11 protein-coding genes and 2 pseudogenes are annotated in these 21,426 nt (G+C 67.3%); 7 read left to right on the forward strand and 6 right to left on the reverse strand.

Annotation, left to right across the window (positions count from 1 at the left end):
- Positions 1-500: 500 nt before the first annotated feature.
- The 3 genes and pseudogenes from OR16_RS45920 to phaP form a co-directional block, all read left to right on the forward strand.
- Positions 501-599: pseudogene (locus OR16_RS45920) on the forward strand (DUF3309 family protein); the annotation flags it as partial.
- Positions 600-737: 138 nt separating this feature from the next.
- Positions 738-9,148 (forward strand): annotated as a pseudogene (locus tag OR16_RS17340) (GH36-type glycosyl hydrolase domain-containing protein).
- A 193-nt stretch (positions 9,149-9,341) separates the two neighbouring features.
- Positions 9,342-9,845: a TIGR01841 family phasin gene (gene phaP / locus OR16_RS17345; RefSeq protein WP_006159243.1), complete on the forward strand. Its 504-nt coding sequence runs from the start codon at positions 9,342-9,344 to the stop codon at positions 9,843-9,845.
- A 109-nt stretch (positions 9,846-9,954) separates the two neighbouring features.
- Here phaP and OR16_RS17350 read toward each other — a convergent pair whose 3' ends face one another.
- From OR16_RS17350 to OR16_RS17375, 5 genes are all read right to left on the reverse strand, one after another.
- Positions 9,955-10,617: a uracil-DNA glycosylase family protein gene (locus OR16_RS17350; RefSeq protein WP_063709596.1), complete on the reverse strand. Its 663-nt coding sequence runs from the start codon at positions 10,615-10,617 to the stop codon at positions 9,955-9,957.
- A gap of 274 nt (positions 10,618-10,891) precedes the next feature.
- The gene (locus tag OR16_RS17355) at positions 10,892-11,965 is read right to left on the reverse strand and encodes a porin (RefSeq protein ID WP_043420176.1); all 1,074 of its coding nucleotides are present in this window, start codon (positions 11,963-11,965) and stop codon (positions 10,892-10,894) included.
- Between the two features lie 391 nt (positions 11,966-12,356).
- Positions 12,357-13,280, reverse strand: coding sequence for a LysR family transcriptional regulator (locus OR16_RS17365; RefSeq protein WP_006159248.1), 924 nt, complete (start codon positions 13,278-13,280; stop codon positions 12,357-12,359).
- Between the two features lie 69 nt (positions 13,281-13,349).
- A complete protein-coding gene (locus tag OR16_RS17370; RefSeq protein WP_158001366.1) occupies positions 13,350-14,579 on the reverse strand; it encodes an FAD-dependent oxidoreductase in 1,230 nt (409 codons plus the stop codon).
- Positions 14,580-14,698: 119 nt separating this feature from the next.
- Positions 14,699-15,784, reverse strand: coding sequence for a calcium:proton antiporter (locus OR16_RS17375; protein WP_006159250.1), 1,086 nt, complete (start codon positions 15,782-15,784; stop codon positions 14,699-14,701).
- Positions 15,785-16,241: 457 nt separating this feature from the next.
- Here OR16_RS17375 and OR16_RS17380 point away from each other — a divergent pair, with 457 nt between their 5' ends.
- Both OR16_RS17380 and OR16_RS17385 read left to right on the forward strand, forming a co-directional pair.
- Positions 16,242-16,667 carry an OsmC family protein gene (locus OR16_RS17380; RefSeq protein WP_006159251.1) on the forward strand — a complete coding sequence of 142 codons (426 nt, stop codon included), beginning with the start codon at positions 16,242-16,244 and terminating at the stop codon, positions 16,665-16,667.
- 181 nt (positions 16,668-16,848) lie between these two features.
- Positions 16,849-17,580 (forward strand): BON domain-containing protein, encoded by a 732-nt coding sequence (locus OR16_RS17385; protein WP_043420180.1) that lies wholly within the window; start codon positions 16,849-16,851, stop codon positions 17,578-17,580.
- 60 nt (positions 17,581-17,640) lie between these two features.
- Here OR16_RS17385 and OR16_RS17390 read toward each other — a convergent pair whose 3' ends face one another.
- Complete coding sequence (locus OR16_RS17390; protein ID WP_006159253.1) at positions 17,641-18,687, reverse strand: GlxA family transcriptional regulator; 1,047 nt, start codon at positions 18,685-18,687, stop codon at positions 17,641-17,643.
- Between the two features lie 207 nt (positions 18,688-18,894).
- Between OR16_RS17390 and OR16_RS17395 the strand changes: the two genes are divergently transcribed.
- Both OR16_RS17395 and OR16_RS17400 read left to right on the forward strand, forming a co-directional pair.
- Complete coding sequence (locus OR16_RS17395; protein ID WP_006159254.1) at positions 18,895-20,154, forward strand: M20/M25/M40 family metallo-hydrolase; 1,260 nt, start codon at positions 18,895-18,897, stop codon at positions 20,152-20,154.
- Positions 20,155-20,300: 146 nt separating this feature from the next.
- The gene (locus tag OR16_RS17400) at positions 20,301-21,320 is read left to right on the forward strand and encodes a M20/M25/M40 family metallo-hydrolase (protein ID WP_006159255.1); all 1,020 of its coding nucleotides are present in this window, start codon (positions 20,301-20,303) and stop codon (positions 21,318-21,320) included.
- Positions 21,321-21,426 lie beyond the last annotated feature (106 nt).

Raw genomic sequence — 21,426 nt, forward strand, 5'->3', positions numbered from 1 at the left:
TCGGAAACAGGGCGCGGCGTACTGCTTGGTGGCGCGCAAAAATTGCTGGGTCTGGAGGCCAGCAAACATTCTATATATGCCTTATTGGTCTCATTATGCTCTATGAGTCACAATTTGCCGCCATCTCCGCACGGGGAATTGTTGCCGCTGGAAATATAAGAAGGGTTCAGGGCGGGAGTATGCGAAGATGCGCCCACAGCGGCGCTGCGAATACGCGCGGCCGGCTGTCTGGACCTGACCCTCAGTCGCACCCACGACTTTCCGCCTGCGGCCCTGCCCCTGGTTCAGTTCTTCCCCCAAGCATGCTGCCTTCCCGCTGGCCTCAAGGCCACCATGGCTGTCATGCTCCCCACGCTTCCTGCTTCCTTCCACCCCTGTGCCGTTCAATGCCAGGAATGGGCGCCAATTGTCCATCGTCGTACCGACACCGCACGCCATCCATGCCAACGTGCCGGTAGCGGTCGGGTCCATGCCAAACGGCGCGGCGAACTTCGCGGTGCATGCCGGCCTGGCCGCATAGCCGTTCCTGGGGCTATGTGCCCAGCGGCGGGCTGGGCCTGCTGCGGATCGTGGTGCTTGTGCTGGTACTGATGGGCCGCTTTTGGGCGAGAGAGCTCGCCTTGGCGCGACAGTCCGCGCAGCGAGCGCGTGATGGCCGGCAAGCTTCAGGCTTGCCGGCCAGCCGTTTTTAAGGAGGCGAACCCGTCTCCCGATCCCCGTTGGCAATCAAGGCGCCCATGTATTCAGTGCTAGGCCGTACGTTCGAGTACACATCCACCCCGTCGCCGTGGGACAGCAAGGCGCCAGTCCGGGAGGAACTGTTCGGCATCGAGCGGCTGGAGCAGCATGCGCAAAGCCTTGCCGCGGCACAGCCCGTGACCTCCAAGCCGCCGCGCGTGCGCACGCTGCGCAGCCGCCTCAACGACAACGCCGAGGTATTGCTTGCGGCCTATCGCGCCAGCGCGGCGGAGCTGGAAAGCGGCAGGGCCGTGGTGCCCGCGGCCGAGTGGCTGCTGGACAACTACCATCTGGTGGAAGCGCAGATCCGCGAGATCCGCGATGACCTGCCGCCCGGCTACTATCGCCAGTTGCCCAAGCTCAGCGAGGGGCCATTCGCCGGCTATCCCCGCGTATTTGGCCTTGCCTGGGCCTTTGTTGCGCATACCGATAGCCATATCGACCCGGACACCCTGCGGCGCTTCATTGCTGCATACCAGCGTGTGCAGCCGCTGACCATCGGCGAATTGTGGGCGGTGGCCATTACGCTGCGCATCGTGCTGATCGAGAACCTGCGCCGCCTGGCCGAGCAGATGACCGCCGGGCGCAGCGCCCGCGCCGACGCTGACAACCTCTCGCAGCAGTTGCTCAAGTCGGGCTGCGCCAGGTCGGCGCTCGACACGGATATCGCCTCGCGCGCGGCCTCGCCCTTGTCGGAGCTGTTCGCCGCGCAGCTGGCCAAGCGCCTGCGGGACCAGGACCCACGGACCACGCCAACCCTTGGCTGGCTGGAAGAGCGGCTCGGGCGGCAGGGTGCGTCCATCGAGGGCGTGGTGCGGCACGCTCAGCAGCGCCAGGGCGCGTCCAACGTGACCGTGCGCAATGTCATCACCAGCATGCGCTTGATTTCCGATATCGACTGGGCCGAATTGTTCGAGAGCGTGAGCCTGGTTGACGCGCGTTTGCGCGATGGCTGCGGCTATGCCCAAATGGATTTCCCCACCCGCAATCTCTACCGTAGCGCCATCGAGCAACTTGCCAGGGGCTCGCCGGCCTCGGAACTGGAGATCGCCGATCTCGCGCTGGCCACGGCGCGCGCATTGGCGGCCGGCACCGCCGATGCGGCGCAGGCGGAGCGCGTCGGGGACCCGGGATATCACCTGATCGCGGAGGGCCGGCGCGCGTTCGAGCGCGTGATCGGCTTCCGCGCCCCGGCGCGGCTGCGGCTTTCCCGCCTCAATATCGCGCTAGGTATTGGCGGCTATGTGGGCGCCATCCTGCTGGTCACCCTCGCGCTGCTCGGCGGATCGCTCTGGTTGCTTGCGGCGGCGGCCACGCCGGCGCTCTCCGGCGGCTGGCTTGCGCTGGTCGGATTGCTGGGCTTCGTGCCGGCCAGCGAGGTGGCAACGGCGGTGGTCAATCGCGGCATCGCCTGGCTCTTTGGCGCCACCATCCTGCCGGGACTTGAGCTCACGGCGGGCGTGCCGCCAGCGCTGCGCACGCTGGTGGCCGTGCCCACGCTGCTATCGGGCGAATCCAGCCTGCGCGAGCAGATCGAGCGCCTGGAGGTGCACCACCTCGCCGGCGCGGGTGGCGACCTGACCTTCGCGCTGCTCACCGATGGCACCGACGCCGACCAGGAAGTCATGCCGGACGACGCGGCCCTGCTGGCGGTGGCTGCCGAAGCCATCGGCGAGCTCAATCGCCGCTACGGCCCAGGTCCCGCCGGCGACCGCTTCCTGTTGCTGCACCGGCACCGCGTATTCAACGCAGGGGAAGGCAAATGGATGGGATGGGAGCGCAAGCGCGGCAAGCTCCAGGAACTCAACCGCTTGCTGCGCGGGGCCACGGACACCAGCTTTGCTCCTGTCGGCGGCCGCCCGCCCCAGGTACCGCCCGATGTGCGCTACGTGATCACGCTCGATGCCGACACGCGCTTGCCGCGCGATGCGGCACTGCGGCTGATCGGCAAGATGGCTCACCCGCTGAACCGGCCAAGGTTCGACAACAAGCAGCAGCGTGTCATTGGCGGCTACGCGATCCTGCAGCCGCGCGTCACGCCATCCCTGCCGGTGGGGAGCGAGGGTTCGTTCTATCAGCGCATCTTCTCGGCGCCCGGCGGCATCGATCCCTATGCGGCGGCCGCGTCGGACGTGTACCAGGATATCTTTGGTGAGGGTTCCTATACCGGCAAGGGTATCTATGACGTGGATGCCTTCGAGGCCGCGCTGCACGGCCGCGTGCCGGAGAATGCGGTGCTCAGCCATGATTTGTTCGAGGGCACGTTTGCCCGCGCCGGGCTGGCCTCGGACATCGAAGTCGTCGAGGATTTTCCCGCTCGCTATGACGTTGCGGCCAAGCGCCAGCATCGCTGGACGCGCGGCGACTGGCAGCTCCTTGACTGGATCTTGCGCGGCCGAAAAGGCAGCGAGGCGGTGCCGATGCTCGGCCGCTGGAAGATGCTGGACAACCTGCGGCGCTCGGTGCTCGCGCCATCGCTGCTGCTGTGCTTTGGCGCGTGCTGGCTGCTGCCACCGGGCGCTGCTTTGCGCGGCACGCTGCTGTTGCTGGCGGCCATGGCGATTCCCGGCTTCCTGCCCGGTGTGTTTTCCGTCATTCCCCATCGTGCCGGCATCCGGCTGCGCAACCACGTGGGGATGCTGTGGGGCGACCTGCGTGCCGCCGTGGCGCAGGTGCTGCTGACGCTGGCGTTCCTGCCCGACGTGGCCTGGCGCATGAGCGACGCCATCGCGCGCACGCTGGTGCGGCTGCGTTTTTCGCGTCGCCACCTGCTGGAGTGGACCACGGCCGCCCAGTCCATGACCAGCCCCCGGCTCGACCTGGCGGGCTCTTACCGGCAGATGGCGGGCGGCCTGTTGCTGACGCTGGCGCTGCTGGCGGGCACGCTGGCAGTCGCGCCTGCGTCCTGGCCACTCGTGCTGCCCCTTGGATTACTCTGGCTCGCCGCGCCCGTGCTCGCGCTGTGGGCAAGCCGGGCGCCTAAGGTGGCAAGGCGGCTGGTGGTGTCGGACGCGGACACGCGCGAGTTGCGCTTGACCGCGCGCCGCACCTGGCGCTTTTTCGAAACCATGGTCACGCCGGCGGACAACATGCTGCCGCCCGACAATTTCCAGGAGCGCCCGAGGCCGGTCATTGCGCACCGGACCTCGCCCACCAACATCGGCCTGTACCTGCTCTCCACCATTGCCGCACGCGACTTTGGCTGGAGCGGCACGGCGGCGACGGCAGAACGGCTGGAAGCGGCCTTCGCCGCCATGCAAAAGCTGCAGCGCTGCCATGGCCACTTCTACAACTGGTATGGCACGCAGGATCTGCGCGCCCTGACGCCTGCCTACGTCTCATCGGTCGACAGCGGCAACCTGGCCGGCCACCTGATAGCGCTGGCCAATGCCTGTGAAGAATGGACCCATGCCGAGGTGACGCCGGATTTCCGGCTCGGCATGATGGATACCGTCACGCTGGCGCGCGAGGCCATTGCCGGGCTGGCGCTGGCGGGCGGCGAGCGTGCCGGTAAGCTCGGCGAATTGCTGGAACAGGTCGAAACCCAGCTCAACGGCACGCAGGCCATGGCCATGCTGATGCCCGCGCTCAAGCGGTTGACGGAGAAAGCCGGCGCGATTGCCCGAGACATCCTGCCCGCCAGCGACGACGACGGCCTTGGCGACCTGGCGTTCTGGGTGCAAGCGCTACGCAAGGCCGTGGCCGAGCATGAGCAAGACCGGGTCGAACGCATCGAAGCGCCGGACCTGCTCGGCGCGCGCCTGCAAGCGCTGGCTGCCGTTGCGCGCGACATGGCGCTGTCGATGGACTTCGCGTTTCTCTTTGACGAAGAGCGCAAGCTGCTTTCGATCGGCTACTCGCTGGACGACAACCGGCTCGATGTCAGTTGCTATGACCTGCTCGCGTCGGAGGCCCGTCTTGCCAGCCTGTTTGCCATCGCCAAGGGCGATGTGTCGACACGCCACTGGTTCCGCCTTGGGCGCACGGCCACGCCGCTGGGCAATGGGTCTGCGCTGATTTCATGGTCCGGGTCGATGTTCGAGTACCTGATGCCGTCGCTGATCATGCGCGCGCCGGCGGGTAGCCTGCTCGAGCAGACGAACCGGCTGGTGGTGGAGCGCCAGCAAGGCTACGGCCGCGCGCTGGGCGTGCCATGGGGCGTATCCGAGTCGGCCTACAACGCGCGCGACATGGAGTTCACCTACCAGTACTCCAACTTCGGCGTGCCAGGCCTGGGCCTGAAACGCGGGCTCTCCGACAATGTCGTGATCGCACCCTATGCGAGCGGCCTTGCCACCATGGTAGATCCGCAGGGCGCGCAGCAAAACTTCGCGCGTCTCGCGCAGATGGGGGCAAAGGGGCGCTTCGGTTTCTACGAGGCCATCGATTTCACCCGGTCCCGGCTGCCCGAGGATGAGGAATTCGCCATCATCCGCAGCTACATGGCCCACCACCAGGGCATGACCATCGTGGCGATTGCCAATACCCTGCACGGCGGCCAGATGCGGGAGCGCTTTCACCGCGAGCCGATGATCCAGGCCACCGAGCTCTTGCTGCAGGAGCGCATGCCGCGCAACGTCGCCATTGCACATCCCCGCGCCGAAGAGGTGAAAGCTTCCTCGATGGAGTCCGGCAGCGAGGATTCCACGGTACGCAGGCTTGCGGGCTATGCGCCTGGTGCACCCGTCACGCATCTGCTGTCGAATGGGCGCTACGCGGTGATGCTGACCGCGGCCGGCGCGGGCTACAGCCGCTGGCGCGATCTGGCCGTGACGCGGTGGCGCGAGGATGCAACCCGCGATGACGCTGGCAGCTTTATCTTCCTGCGCGATACGCAGAGCCGCGCCGTCTGGCCGGCCGGCGCGCAGTTTGCCGGCGGCGACACGGACGATGGCGAGCAGGGCAGCGAAGTGGTCTTCGCCGAAGACCACGCGGAGTTCATCCGCCGCGATGGCAGCCTGGTCACCACGCTCTCCATCCTGGTCTCCGGCGAGGACGACGGGGAAGTGCGGCGAGTCTCGCTGGCCAACAGCGGACGGCGCGCGCGCGAGATCGAACTGACCTCGTATGCGGAGCTGGTGCTGACCGTGCCGGCGGCCGACGTCGCGCATCCGGCCTTCTCCAAGCTGTTTGTCGAAACCGAATACCTGGCCGAGTTCGGCGCGCTGGTTGCCACGCGCCGCCCGCGCTCGCCCACGGAGCCCACGATATGGGCCGCCCACTTCGCGGTCGTCGAAGGCGAAGCGGTGGCGGATCCGCAATACGAGACCGACCGGGCGCGCTTCCTGGCGCAGGGGAAAACGGGAAGGATATCGAACGGCGTGCGGTATGGAACTCCGCTCTCCAACACCACGGGCACGGTGCTCGACGCCATCTTCTCGCTCAGGCAGCGCGTGCGGGTCGCGCCGGGCGGTGTCGCGCGCATCGCATTCTGGACACTGGTGGCGCCCTCGCGCGCCGCGCTGCTGGATCTGATCGACAAGCATCATGGGCTACCCCGGAGGCCATTGCCCGCGGCGCGGGCTCGCAGTCAGGGCTCTGGCCGCACGCCATCTCCGGCGACTTGCCCATCGTGCTGCTGAGCATCGACGAGATCGAGGATATGGCGCAAGTGCGCCAGTTGCTGCGCGCGCATGAGTACTGGCGCATGAAGCGGCTTGGCGTGGACCTGGTCATCGTCAACGAGCGCACGGCGTCTTATACGCAGGACCTGCAGATCGCCATCGAGACCGCTGTGCGCAGCAGCCAGTCGCGGCCTCGCCTTGGCGATGAGCTCGCCCAAGGCACGGTCTATACGCTGCGGGCCGATCTGATGCACGTAGAGGCCCGCGCCTTGCTCTTGTCGGTGGCCCGCGTCGTGCTGTCCGCGCGCCGGGGGGGCCTCGCCGAACAACTCGGCCGGCTGCCCCGGGCGCCGCAGCGCGCCGCGCCCGTACGCCGCCGCGCGTCACCACGGCCGGTGCCAATGCAAGGGCCGGCCAAGCCGGCGCTCGAATTTTTCAACGGCCTCGGTGGCTTCGACAAGGACGGGCGGGAGTATGTGATCGTGCTCGAGGGCGCCGCCACCACGCCCGCTCCATGGATCAACGTGATCGCCAATCCCAACTTTGGCTTCCACGCCTCGGCACAGGGCAGCGGCTACACTTGGGCCGAGAGCAGCCGCGAAAACCAGCTCACGCCCTGGTCCAACGACCCGGTGCTGGATCCGGCCGGCGAAGCGTTCTATATCCGTGACGAAGACAGCCTCGAAGTCTGGTGTCCGACCGCGCAGCCTATCCGCGACACAGGCACGTACACGGCCCGTCACGGCCATGGCTACAGCCGCTTTGCCCACCAGGCAAATGGCATCGCGGTTGAGTTGCTGCAGTTCGTCCCGCTGGAAGACCCGATCAAGATTTCACGGCTGACGTTGAGCAACCTGTCTGCCGTGCGCCGCCGGCTTTCCGTCACCGCTTACGTGGAGTGGGTACTCGGCACATCGCGGGGCGCATCGGCACCGTTCATCGTGACCGAGCGCGACGACGCCACCGGGGCGGTGCTGGCGCGCAATCCGTGGAGCACCGCCTTCCCCGGCCGCGTTGCCTTTGCCGATCTCAACGGCAGGCAAACGGCCTGGACCGCCGACCGCACCGAATTCCTCGGCTACAGCGGCGGCGTCGAGGCGCCGGCGGCCTTGCTTGGCACGACGCCGTTGTCCGGCGCGGTGGGCGCGGGCCTGGATCCGTGCGCCGCGGTGCAGTGCTTCGTGGAACTTGCCGCGGGCGAGACGCTCGACATCGTCGCATTTCTCGGCGAGTGCGGCTCGGCCGAGGCGGCGAGGGCGCTGATTGCCCGCTATCGTGCCGCCGATCTCGACGCCGTGCTCGATGCCGTGACCGGGCACTGGGATAGCCTGCTTGGCGCCGTGCAGGTCAGGACGCCAGACCGGGCGATGGACATCATGCTCAATGGCTGGCTGCTGTACCAGACCCTGGCCTGCCGCATCTGGGCGCGCTCCGCCTTTTACCAGGCGAGCGGCGCTTATGGCTTTCGCGATCAGTTGCAGGACACCATGGCGCTCACCTTCGCCAGGCCCGCTGCTACGCGCCAGCACCTGCTGCGCGCCGCCGCCAGGCAGTTTGCCGAAGGCGACGTCCAGCATTGGTGGCTGCCGCATACCGGGCAGGGCGTGCGCACGCGCATCTCCGACGATTGCGTCTGGCTGGCCTTTGCCACCGCGACCTACATTGCCGGCTCGGGCGATGCGGCGGTACTGGATGAGACAGTGTCCTTCCTCGAAGGGCCGCTACTCGGCGCCGACGAGCATGATGCCTTCTTCCAGCCGATGGCCGGGGAGGCCTCGGGCTCGCTGTTCGAGCATTGCGCGCGCGGCATCGAGCGATGCCTCACATTGACCGGTGAGCACGGGTTGCCACTGATCGGCGGCGGCGACTGGAACGACGGCATGAGCCGGGTCGGCGCCGGAGGCAAGGGTGAGAGCGTGTGGCTTGGCTGGTTGCTGATGCGCACGATCGCGCTCTTCGCACCGCTTGCCGAGGTGCGCGATGCCGCCCGGGCAGCGCACTGGCGTGCCCATGCGGCAATGCTGGGCGAGGCATTGGAGCGCGACGGGTGGGACGGCGAGTGGTATCGCCGGGCCACCTTCGATGACGGCAGCTGGCTGGGTTCTAAGAGCAGCCCGGCCTGCCGGATCGATGCCATTGCCCAGTCCTGGGCAGTGCTGTCGGGCGCAGGGGACCCAGTGCGCGCGGCCACCGCCATGGCATCGATGGCCGAGCACCTGGTGCGTCGCGACGATGGCCTGGCGCTGCTGTTCGCGCCGCCCTTCGATGGCGCGTCGCTGGATCCCGGCTACATCGAAGGCTATCCCCCGGGCGTGCGCGAGAACGGCGGGCAATATAGCCACGCCGCGATGTGGTCGGTCCTTGCCTTTGCCCGGCTCGGCGCAGGTGCAAAGGCCGTTGACCTGTTCTCGATGCTCAACCCGATCCACCACGCCAGCACGGCCGCGGGCGTCCAGCGCTACAAGGTCGAGCCCTACGTGGTCGCGGCCGACGTGTACTCGGTGGCGCCCCACATCGGGCGTGGCGGGTGGACCTGGTACACCGGCGCGGCCGGCTGGATGTATCGCGCCGGGGTGGAAGGCATCCTTGGCCTGCGCCGGGAAGGGGCCTGGCTGATCGTCGCGCCGAGTATTCCAGCGGCGTGGCCTGGGTTCGACGCAACGGTACACCTGGGCGCGTGCCATTACGACATCCGGGTGGAGACGCTGGCGCCGGGCGCAGTCAGCGCGCATGCCATGCTCGATGGGCTGGCGGTGCCTTGCGCGGGAGGCGGGACGCGCGTGCCGATCGATGACGGCAGGCACCGGTTGCTGCTTTGCATCACACCCGCGGTGGAGCCAGGGTGAAACAGGCCAAAGCGCCTCAAGGGCATCAGGAGGGGCTTGGCGGGCATATTGCCGCCGAAAACTCTTTACTTGATTCCCTTGACTCCGCAGGAAATAAGCTTATGATGTGCTCAATTGCTGCGTTGCAGCAAAACGATGATGCCGCTCACGGAACCCTCTTCGCAGCGTTGGATCATCCCCAGGAGACTACTTCATGGCACATCCCACCCAAGCCCAGTTTTTCGGCGTTCAGCAAGCTAACCTGGACCTGTTTCTCGCACTCGTCGGCCCCCTGGCCCGCGGCGCGGAAAAGATCAGCGCGCTGAACCTGCAGGCCGTCAAGGCAAGCCTGGCGGATACCACGAACTACGTACGCGAAGCCAGCCAGCAGCCGGTTGGCGCCGGCATGTCCGGCCTCAAGCCGGAACTGGCGAATGGGTTTGCCCAGAAGGTGAATGCCTACGCCGGCCACATGAACGAAATCTTCACCAGCACCGGCGCCGAGTTCGCGCAGGAAGCCCAGCGCCAGATGAGCACCTACGCCGCGCAGACGCAGGAAGCCATGGCTTCGTTCGGCCAGAACCTGATGTCGAACGCGGGCGGTGCGTTCCCCGCCGCCGGCACCAATGCCCCGAGCTGGGTCGCCGCCTATGAAACGGCCATGAAGCCGATGCGCGACGCCATCGAGAAGGTCATGCCCGCCATGGCTGCCAAGTAAGGCGGCACCGCTGGCCGCTGCAAAGCAAAAGCCGGTATCAAAAAAACTGCGCCCGTGTGGCGCAGTTTTTTTTTTGCGGCGCAGGCGCTGCCCGTGAGCCAAGCCCGCGTCAGCCAGCGCGTGGTGCCCGCAGAACGGCCTCTACGCGCTGGCGCAGCACCGGCAGCAAGTCCCGCGCAAACCAGTCGTTGTGCTTGAACCAACCCTGGTTGCGCGGCGACGGGTGCGGCAGCGGAATAAAGCGCGGCCCATGCGCGGCAAAGCCGGCCACGGTAGGCGTCACGCCACCGCGCGCCGCCGCGCCCAGGAAACGCCGCTGCGCATACTGTCCGACCAGCAAGGTCAGCTCGATCTCCGGCAGACGTGCCAGCAAGGCATCCATCCACAACGGCGCGCACTCCTTGCGCGGCGGCAGGTCGCCGCTGGCGCCACGGCCCGGATAGCACAGTCCCATCGGGATGATGGCGATGCGCTCGGCGTCGTAGAACACCGTCTTGTCAATCCCCATCCATTCACGCAGCCGGTCACCGCTGGGATCGTCCCAGGGAATGCCGCTGGCATGTACGCGCGTGCCCGGCGCCTGGCCGACAATCAGGATGCGGGCGCTTGTGGCAGCTTGTACTACCGGGCGGGGACCAAGCGGGAGATGCGCTTCGCAGAGACGACAGGCGCGTACCTGGGTCAGCAGGGTGTCGAGGTCGGCCTTGCTCTCATCGCCCGAGGCGGAGACAGCTACGGGAGTTACGGGGGTTACGGGAAGGAGGCGCTTCATGCCCGGCAAACGTGAATGGGATGTTGTGTTTGCACTACCCTGCGGATTTCAGGAAATTGCGTTTGCGGGCGAGATAACGCGTCCGGAAGGGAAATGTGGATCGTAGTCGTGCCCATGGCGCCCAGTGTATGCAGTTCGGCGAGGTTTGCCAAACGAGGCAGGTGCGCAAAGGGCGGGCACGCTGACGACAAAGGGTGGGGGGCGGCTATGAAGCTCTTCCAGATCGCGCAAGTGGGCCGCACCGAAGCACAGCCCACCCGCGTACCACTTCCAATCAGAAGCGGTGACGCACGCCCACGCCAAAGCTGTCGCCGTGCGACTGGGCGCTCAGCTTGTCGTAGAAGTACGCGGCATACACGTCGGTGCGCTTGGACAGGTTGTAGTCATAGGCGAGGCCGGCCGTGTTGCGCTTGAAGTCCGCGACACTGTTCTTGGTCTTGTCGTAGGCATAAGAGACCAGCACGTTGCCGTTACCCACCGGGATCGAGGCGCCGACCTGGCCGTTGGTGTGCTTGATGTCGCCCGTGGCGCTGTTGACGTCGCTCTTGATGTACTGGCCCTGCGCGAACAGCTTGACCACCTTGAAGTCGTAGCTCACACCGACCTGCACGGCGTTCTGCTTGTCGAAGCCAGCCAGCGCCGTGGGCGAGGTCACGTCGCCCGGGGTGCTGTTGAACTTGACCTGCTGGAAGGCGACGGTGGCGCCGAAGTTGCCGTTGAAGTAGAGCACGTTGCCGCCCCACTTGTTCTTGCCCACGCTGCCTGCCTGCTCGCCGAACGAGTAGATTGCATTGGCGGTCAGGCCGCTAAAGTTCGGCGTGGAATAGACCACCGAATTGCTCCAGCCCGAGTCGCCGATGATGCCCGGGTCGTACACGCGGCCATTGCTGGCCGAGAAGTAGGTGTGGAAGATCGCCGGCGAGAACACATAGGAGTCGACCAGCGGGTTGAACAGGATGGTCGAGATGAAGTAGGGCGTGGTGTTGCGGCCGAGCTTCACCGTGCCGAGCGTCGCGCTCTGCAGGCCGACGTAGGCGTTGCGGGTGAACAGCGCGTCGCCGTCGAAGCGGCCCTGCTTGCCGGTATCCGGGCGCAGGAAGCCGTTCAGGTCGAAGATGGCCTTCAGGCCGGTGCCCAGATCCTCGCTCCCCTTGATGCCGAAGTACGAGGTTTGCATGCCGCCGCTGTTGACGCCATAGGCGCGGTCAGCGCCGCCGGCCTTGGTGGCGCCGACATAGGCGTCGACCATCCCGTAAAGCGTGACGCTGGATTGCGCCATGGCATTGCCGCAGATCAAGGCTGCGGCCATGACTGCCAGTTTCACGACCGGCTTGAACGTTTGTTGCATAAAGACCTCCATGGTTGACCCCGTTTTCTATCGTTGCTGGCTCTGTCGCATTCGTGGGGCACGACAACGCCCCTCCGGGGACAAGCCCCGGTTAATTAAAAACGCTTGCTCTTGAAATGCCTGGCGCAGGGATGCGCCGGTACCCTAGCGCCGCTGGCTCATGCTTGCTGCGCAGCGCACATGCGCGGCCACCACCTGCCAGAAGGCGGCTTCAACCTGGGCGAGGATGGCGGGATCGTTGATTCTCATCTTGCTTTCGTGGGTATCCGGAACTGCGCGGTGAAATTGCTTGGCATGACTGCGATGGATGCAGTTTGCGGCAATTCGATTGCATACAACCAGCACTTATTTCTTCTCATGGCGCGCGCAAATTGTGTGCACTCGCCACGCATCAGGCGGCCTGGGCCAACGGCTGGTGCAGGCCGGTCAGCGCGGCCTTCAGATGCTCGGCAAATGCCGCCGCCGCCGGTGGCAGGCTGCGGCCCTTGCGGGCGCCCAGCACCAGCCGGCCGCCGCACAGCTCGGGGTCGGACAGGGGCACGGCAATCAGCGTGCCCTGGCGCGTCTCGCGCAGCGTGCCGGCCTGGAACTGGAAGCAGATCGCCCCGGTCTGGCGCGCAAAGCTCTTCAGCATCTCCACCGTGGTGGCCTCCAGCATGACCCGCAACGACAAGCGATTGCGCGCGCAGATCGCCTCGATCAGCCGCCTGCTGCCAAAACTCTCCGGCCCGAGGGCGACGGGATAAGGCTGGCAGTCGGATAAGCGCAGCGTGTGCCGGCCGGCCAGCGGATGGTCCGGGCGCATCATCGCGCAGAAGGGCTGCGCGGACACTGCCAGTTCGTGCAGGAAGGCCGTGGGCGGCGGGTCGTGCGCCAGCAGCAGGTCGGCCTCGTCCTCCTTGAGCGCGGCCAGCAGGTCGCCGGAGTTGCCCACCGTCACACGAAACTGCACGCCGCGATGGGTGGACTGGTAACGGCCGATGACTTCTGGCAGGAAATCGGTAGCGACCGATTCCACGGTCGCCATGCGCACGGTGCCCCGCACCAGCCCGCGCAACTGCTCCATTTGCGCGGCGGCCGAGTCGAGATCGGCCAAGCTGCGGCGCACGGTAGCGATCAGCACCTCGCCGGCGGCGGTCAGCCGCACGCCGCGAGGCAGGCGCTCGAACAACGCCGTGCCGATATCCTGCTCCACCTCCAGGATCTTTCGGTTGAGCGCGGTGGAGGCGACGTGGAGTTGCTCGGCGGCCTTGCGGATCGACCCATGGCGGGCCACGGCGTCAAGATAGAGATAGAGGCGAGGCGGGTGGAGCATGGCGGCGTGCGCTCGGGCGCTAGTGAGAACGATCCGCTCTCACTAGCAAGGATCGTGCGCACGCCGAGGCTACGCGGGCAGCCCGGTCCCGGCGCCAGGACCGACGCCATGGCGGGGCAGCGCGACCTGGCAGTAGAGCTGGCGCAGCGCGGCCAGCGCCGACGCCCGTTCTTGCTCCGTGGCGCCGCCCAGCATCAGGCCCGCGGCGTGCGGGGCGACCGACATCACAAAGCGCAGGCGTTCAAGCCGGGCGGCTTCAAACGTTGCCAGCCACGCGCGCGGGCTGGTCTCGCCCCCGGCCAGCGAGGTGGCAATCAGCTCGGCGGCGCTGCAGGCGTCCTCGATCGCCTGCGCCACGCCCTGGCCCAAGGGCGGCGCCATGGCGTGGGCGCTGTCGCCCAGGTACATCACCTGCGCCCGCGGCTCGGCAAAGCGGATGCCGGGTGCTTGCATGCGGTACCAGCAGATGGCATCCACATTGGCGCAGAGCGTATCAATCAGCCAGCCTGCCTGCGGCCCCGGCCTGGCGTGCGTGGGCGTGTAGGCAGCGCGCAGCGCCTGCGGGCCGATGCCCACGTGCGGCGTTGCGTTGTCGGGGCGGAGCGGCAGGCTGCCGGCGATATTGATCTGCCCGTGCGGCAAGCGGAAGGCCAGCAAGCGGTTGGGGCCGTTGCACCATTGCTCGTAGTCGTCGATCCGGCCGGCCCCGGCGTCGGGCACCAGCAGGCGCAATAGCAGGGCACCAACCTGGTGCACTTCCGGCTGGCCGCCAAACGCGCTCCGGATGGGAGAGTCACGGCCATCGGCCGCGATCAGCAGGTCGATATCGTCAAGCCGGCATTGGCGGCCATCCTGTTCCCAGACCACATAGCTGCGCGCCGGATCCTGCGGGCTGGCCCCGCACTCAAGCAGCTTGCAACGATAGCGGATGGTGCCCGCGGCGGCCCCGCGCAGCACGCGGTACAGCGTGGCGCGCAGGATGCGCACGCCGCCGTGATCCGCCACGCGCGTCAGCGGCAGGTCCAGCAGCACTTCGCCGCTGCACAGCGACACACGCCAGTGATCCCAGGGCAGGCCAGCCTCGCCGATGGCGCTGGCCAGCAGCGGATCGCGCAGGTGCAAGGCCTTGATGGCGTTCGGGCCGATCACCAGCCCGGCGCTGGCATGGTCATCCGGCGCAACCTGCTCCAGGCAGGTGACCTCAAGGCCGGCTTGCCTGGCCAGCGCGCGGGCCATGATGCTGCCGGCCACGCCGGCACCGACGATGACAATGCGTTGGGTGGGGGTCCTGGGCGTCATGGGCGCCAGTGTGCGCAAAAGCACCGCACGCAACCAGCACCGATTTGGTCTCATGGCGAGCGCGCAATGTGTGCGCTCGGCGGGCGGGGCCTGATGTCGCCCCGCCGGGCCCCGGCACCTTAGGGCACGACCGACAGGAACAGGTACGCCGCCAGGATGACCAGGTGCACCACGCCTTGCAGCATGGTCGTGCGCCCCGAGTGCAGCGTCAGCGTGCTGACCAGCAAGGTCAATGCAAGCAGCACGGTTTCCGTCGGGCCCAGGCCCAGCGTCAGCGGCTTGCCTACCGCGATAAAGACCGCGGCCACGGTGGGAATGGTCAGCCCGATGCTGGCCAGCGCGGAACCCAGCGCCAGGTTCATGCTGGTCTGCAGGCGGTCGGCGCGCGCGGCGCGCAACGCGGCCAGGCCCTCGGGCAGCAGCACCAGCGCGGCAATCACGATGCCAACCACGGCCGGCGGGGCGCCGGCACTCGCTACCGCGGCTTCCACCGTGGGCGACAGCAGCTTGGCCAGGCCAACCACCGCCACCAGGCACACCAGCAGCATGCCGCCGCTGGCGAGCGCGATCTTCACGGGCGGCGGCGGCGCGTGCACGCTCTCGTCCGAGGTGCCTTCCACCAGGAAGTAGTCCCGATGGCGCACCGTCTGCACAAACACAAAGCTGCCGTAGAGCACCAGCGAGGCAATGCCAGCAAAGGCCAGTTGCGATTGCGACAGCACCGGCCCGGGGATTGCGCTCGTGTAGTTAGGCAGCACCATGGTGAGCACGGCAAGGGCGGCCAGCACGGCCAGCGCGGCAGTGGCGCCCGGCGCCTGGAAAGCCTGCTCGCGATGGCGCAGGCCACCCACCAACAGGCAAATCCCCACGATGCCGTTGCACACCAGCATGGCCGCGGCAAACACGGTATCGCGCGCCAGCCCGGCCTTCTCGGGGCCAGCGGACAGCATCACGGAAACGATCAGCGCCACTTCGATCACGGTCACGGCAATCGCCAGCACCAGCGTGCCAAAGGGCTCGCCCACCTTATGCGCGACCACCTCGGCGTGGTGCACCGCCGCAAACACCGAGCCCGCGAGGGCCAGGCCGGCCAGCACCAGCAGCAGCGCCTGACCGGGCGCCGCCATGCCTGCCCCGAGGATGGCCCAGGCTGCCAGCGGCAGCCATAAGGTCCAGGCAGGCAATTTGTTCGACGTCAATGGCATCCGTTCTCCCTTTCTAATAAATGAAATATCTGGTTTCTACTTGATTGTGATGGGTACAGCGCGTCAGGACCGACGAGAAAGTGCCGCCGCGCGGCAGGCTTGCTGGCCGTTTTCCGCTTGGCATCCTATTGTGGTTCAACTTGTGGCGGCAGCATCCGCTCTGGCGGCATCGCGCAAGTAAGGCAGTCGCATCCGGGTTCGGTTCCCTGGAATTCGCACAAATTGCGAGAAATTGATGGTGGATTTGCTGGAGTTGGATGGAATTTCGAGGTTTTGTCCTAAGTTTTGGAGGCCGTTGAGCCAGAAGCATTGAACGCGTGGGGCCATTCCTGGGCCATTCCCAAGCCATTCCAGCGCCGTACCAGAGCCACACAAGCATCTCCGGACGAGCAGCAAGCGTCCGTTTACCGGCACGGCGAGCGCCGCGCCTTCCCCGTTTCGACCAAGGAGAACGCTCATGAAGAAGTACGGATCGGCTAAATGGCAAGGCGGCATCAAGGACGGCCAGGGCAGCATCTCGGCGGAGAGCGGCGTGCTCAAGGATGCGCCCTACGGCTTCAAGGCCCGCTTCGAGGGCGGGCCCGGCACCAACCCCGAAGAACTTATCGGGGCGGCCCATGCGGGGTGCTTCTCCATGGCGCTGTCCTTGATCCTGGGCGAGGCCAAGATGGTCGCCGAGAGCATTGCCACCAAGGCCACGGTCACGCTCGACAAGGACGGTGGCGGCTTCACCATCACTGCCGTGCACCTGGACGTGACGGTGCGCGTGCCCGGGGCCGACAAGGCGGCGGTAGAGCAATGCCTGCTAGGGGCCAAGGCCGGCTGCCCGGTGTCGAAGCTGCTTAAGGCGGAGATCACCATGGAGGCCAAGGTGGAAACCTGATCCGGCGCACGGCGCGCGTAGACCCCGGGCCCGCATCCGGTCATTAGGTCGGGCGCGGCCATCCTGGCTACCTATAATGAAGATTCGCCGTCCCGCGCCGCACCTGGCGCGGGACCGCGCGGGCGTTCAACGGACTGAACGCGTCTCCTATATCCAGACCTTCCAAGATAAGGCAGACATCATGCATAGCAGTGAAGCAGTCCTGACTCAGGCTAGGGCGGCCATCGCCCACGTGCCTTTCCACAGCCATTCCATCCATCCCACCATCCACCTGCGCCTGAGCGACGGCGCGCTGATTCTCGAAGGCGAAGTCCCCGATATTGTCGACAAGAGCCGCGTTGCCGCGTCGGTACGCCGTGTCGACGGTGTGTCCGCGGTGATCGATCACCTGCGCGTTGCCGATGGCGGCGCGGCGGTGGGTGACAGCGAACTGCGCAATTCGGTCTGCGTACGGCTGCTGCAGGCGATCGACTTCCGCAATTGCCGCATCTGTGCCCATACCAAGGGGCGGATCGAACCCGTGCGCGAAGCCGTTGGCGAGTCCAGCGGCGAGATCGCCGTCGAGGTCGTCGACGGCGTGGTGACCCTGCGCGGCCACGTGATCAGCCTGTCGCACATGCGTTTGGCGGGCGTGCTGGCGTGGTGGTCGCGCGGTTGCCGCTGCGTGGTCAACGAGCTGGTAGTGGCCCCGGCCGAGACCGACCGCGACGACGAAGTCACGGAAGCGCTGAAGCTGGTGCTGGAGACCGACCAGTTCGTCGACGCCGATCGCATCCGCGTGCAGACCAAGGACCGCGTGGTCACGCTCGAAGGCTATGCCGCCACCGAAGCCGGCAAACGCCAGGCCGAGCGCGATGCCTGGTACGTGCATGGCGTCGAGGACGTGGTCAACCGCATCGTGCTGAGCAACTAAGACCAAGCGCCACTGCCAAGGCGGGTTCGCAAGTTTGCAAGTTCAGAGAGCTGGATCGGATCATGCCGTGCCCGCGGGGCGCGGCATGTCCTCCACGCGCCAGTAGCGCCGCTGCGAGCGCAGCGCAAAGCGCGCCCGGTAGCTCGACATCGACATCCCCGTGGCACGCTGGAACAGCCGCCTGAACGCCGCCGCGTCACTGTAGCCGCAGGCTTCGGCCACGGCCTGCGAGCCATGCAGCGTCACCTCCAGCAGGGTCTTGGCACGCTCCACGCGCAGCCCGTGCAGGTATTCCAGCGGCGTCATGCCGCTGACCTGCCGGAAATGCCGCAGCAAGGTCCGCTCGCTCACGGCGGCCGCTTGCGCCACCAGCGCCAGCCGGTACGGCGCATCGACGTTCGCCTGCAGCCACTGCATGGCGCGGTAGACGGGGCTGTCGGCGGTTTTGCTGAGCCAGCGCTGCGACACCAGCTCCGGCGTGAGCTGCTGGCGCTCCGCCTGGTACAGCAGCATGCGCGAGCAGGTCTGCGCCAGGTCCGGGTCATGCAGGTGCCCCAGCACGCGCAGCATGAACTCCGTTTGCAGCGCCGGCGCCACGCAGCCAAACACGCGCTGATGCAAGCCCATGGGCTCGCTGGCGGAAAAATCGCAGCGCGGATAGCGCTTGGCCATCCAGCTCTGGAAGGTCCACGGCGCACCCATGCGCGCGCCATCCAGCAGGCCAAGCTCCGCGGGAAAGGCGATGCCGCTCGCGCCCGCCGCGATCCATCCGCCCGCCTGCGCGTGCCGCTCCAGCAAGCGCAGGGCCTGGCCCGAGCCGCCCAGGATCTCGCCCAGGTGCGGGGCATTGCGCGCAAGCACGCCCGGCACCACCACCAGCGCATTGCCATCCTCCTTGGCGCGCCGCCGCCGCGCGGGTTCCAGCCCCAGGGCGGGCAGGGCCAGCGCGCGGCCTGAGGGGCCAATCACGGTCCAGCTCAGGTCGCGGTCCGCATCCGGGCGTTGCAGCCGGGCCACCCCGGCCGCGGCGCGCAGCACATCCAGCGCGCCGAACAGCATGCCCGGCATGGCCTGCGGCAACCACAGCAGACGCACATGCAGCGGCACGGGGCGGCTGGCGGCGGGCGGCTCGGGGCAGGGCGGTGGTGGTGGTGGTGGTGGCGGTGGCGGTAGTGGCGGAAGAGCGGGGCATGGCGGGATTGGCATTCCGATTGGCGGGATTGATCCTACCTTGCCGCGCGCGCAAGGGCTAGCATCGTCGCTCGGCGGGCAACCGCCCCAACCACAATAACGATGCAAGCAACAGGAGACTTCATGCAGCCATCCCTGCGCCGACTCACCCAGACCGCTGTGGCAGCGCTCGCGCTGGCATGCGGGGCAGCCGGCAGCGCCCGCGCCGCGGACACGCAACTGCTGGACGCCGCCCGCGCGGCCGAGCCCGCGCTGATCCAGTCGCTCAAGGACATGGTGTCGATCGAGTCCGGCAGCACCAACGCCGCCGGCCTGGCCCAAATGGCCAGCTTCACGGAAGCACGCCTCAAGGCGCTCGGCGCGGCCACCGAGCGCATCGCCGTGACGCAGGGCCCTGGCACGATGGTCCAGGGCACGCTGACCGGCACCGGCAAGCGCCGCATCATGCTGATCGCGCATATGGACACGGTCTACGGGCCCAACACGCTGGCCACCCAGCCGATCAAGCTGGACGGCAACCGCCTGTACGGCCCCGGCATCGCTGATGACAAGGGCGGCATCGCGGTCATCCTGCATACGCTGGCCATCCTCCAGGCGGCCGGCTGGAAGGATTATGCGCAGATCACCGTGCTGTTCAACCCGGACGAGGAAGTGGGCTCGCTGGGCTCCGGCGACACCATCGCCAAGCTGGCCGAGCAGCACGACGTGGTGCTGTCCTGCGAGCCGTCCGCGGGCTCGGTGGTCATGAAGGGCCAGCCGCTGCTGCTGGCCGCGGCGGGCGTTGCCACGGCCACGCTGGACGTGAAGGGCCGCGCCGCGCATGCGGGCGCCGCGCCGGAGCTGGGCCGCAACGCGCTCTATGAACTCTCTTACCAGATGCTGCAAACGCGCGACGTGGCCAAGGACGTGCCGGGCGCGGCGCTGATCTGGACCCAGGCCAACACCAACGGCCCGCTGAACCAGATCACCGAGAAGGCCAGCGCCGTGGGCGATGTGCGCCTGACCCAGCCCGACGCGCAGGACAAGCTGCAAGCCGCGCTGCAAGCCAAGGTCAGGTCGAGCAAGCTGGTTCCCGATACCGAAACCACGGTGAAGGTCCTCTCCGGGCGTCCGCCGTACGTGAGCGACGCGCGCAGCCACGCGCTGGCGGCGCGCGCCCAGGCCATCTACAAGGAAATCGACCGCGAGCTGACGCTGGTGCCGCAGACCGGCGGCGGCACCGACGCCGGCTTCGCCGCGCGCTCGGGCAAGGCCACGGTGCTGGAGAGCTTCGGCCTGGCGGGCTTCGGCTATCACGCCCGCGACGAATACATTGAGATCGATTCGATCGTGCCGCGGCTCTACCTGATGTCGCGCATCCTGCAGGAAATCGGGCGCAACTAAGGCGCACCGGCCAGACGGCCGCCCTGAAAGCGAGCCTGAAAGCGGCACGCGGCAGCGCCCTTGCGCTGCCGCGCGCTCGCGCTAGCATCACCCGCCAGGCATCCCCGCCTGCCATCACCACGACAACATCCTCAACAGGAGACGCCATGCATTCCTCCCTGCGCCGGTTGACCCAGGCTGCCATCGCCACCCTGATCCTTGCCACCGGCAGCGCCCACGCCGCCGATGCCCAATTGCTGGCCGCCGCGCGCACTGCCGAGCCATCGGTGATCCAGTCGCTCAAGGAGATGGTGTCGATCGAGTCCGGCAGCGCCAACGCGGCCGGCCTGGCGCAGATGGCCACCTACACCGAAGGCCGGCTGGCAACACTGGGTGCCCGCACCGAGCGCATCGCCGTCACCAAAGGCCCGGGCATCATGGTCAAGGGCACGCTGACCGGCACCGGCAAGCGCCGCATCATGCTGATCGCGCATATGGACACCGTGTATCCGGCCAACACACTGGCCACGCAGCCCATCAAGCAGGACGGCAACCGGCTCTACGGGCCCGGCATCGCCGACGATAAAGGCGGCATCGCGGTGATCCTGCACGCGCTGGCCATCCTCCAGGCGGCCCCGGAGCTGGGCCGCAACGCGCTGATCGAGCTGGCCTACCAGCTGCAGCAAACGCGCGACGTGGCCAAGTCCGTGCCGGGTACCCAGCTCAACTGGACCACCGCGCAGGCCGGCGAGGTCCGCAACCAGATTCCCGAGCGCGCCACCGCCATCGGCGACGTGCGCGCGACGGTCAAGGGCGGCCCCGAGACGCTGCAGGCCGCGCTGCAAAAGAAGGTCGACGAAGGCAAGCTCGTCCCCGACACCCAAACCACGGTAACCATGGAAACCGGCCGGCCGCCGTTTGTCGCCAACGCGCGCGGGCGCGAGCTGGCGCATCGCGCGCAAGCCATCTACGCCGAGCTCGATGGCCGCCAACTGGCGCTGGCCGAGGGCACCGGCGGTGCCACCGATGCGGGCTTCGCGGGACGCTCGGGCAAAGCCGTGGTCGTGGAGAGCTTCGGCCTGGCCGGCTTTGGCTACCACGCGCGCGATGAGTACATCGAGATCGATTCCATCGTGCCGCGGCTCTACCTGCTCACGCGCATCCTGCAGGAAATCGGGCGTAGCTGATGCCGCGCCCGGCTTGTACGCTACATTCCGCGCTAAAAGATCGTGGATATCTGCCGTTAATAGGGATATCCTAGGTTCCGTCCTAGATATGATTCATTAATTTCAA

Source organism: Cupriavidus basilensis OR16 (assembly GCF_000243095.1).
GTDB classification, from domain to species: domain Bacteria; phylum Pseudomonadota; class Gammaproteobacteria; order Burkholderiales; family Burkholderiaceae; genus Cupriavidus; species Cupriavidus basilensis_D.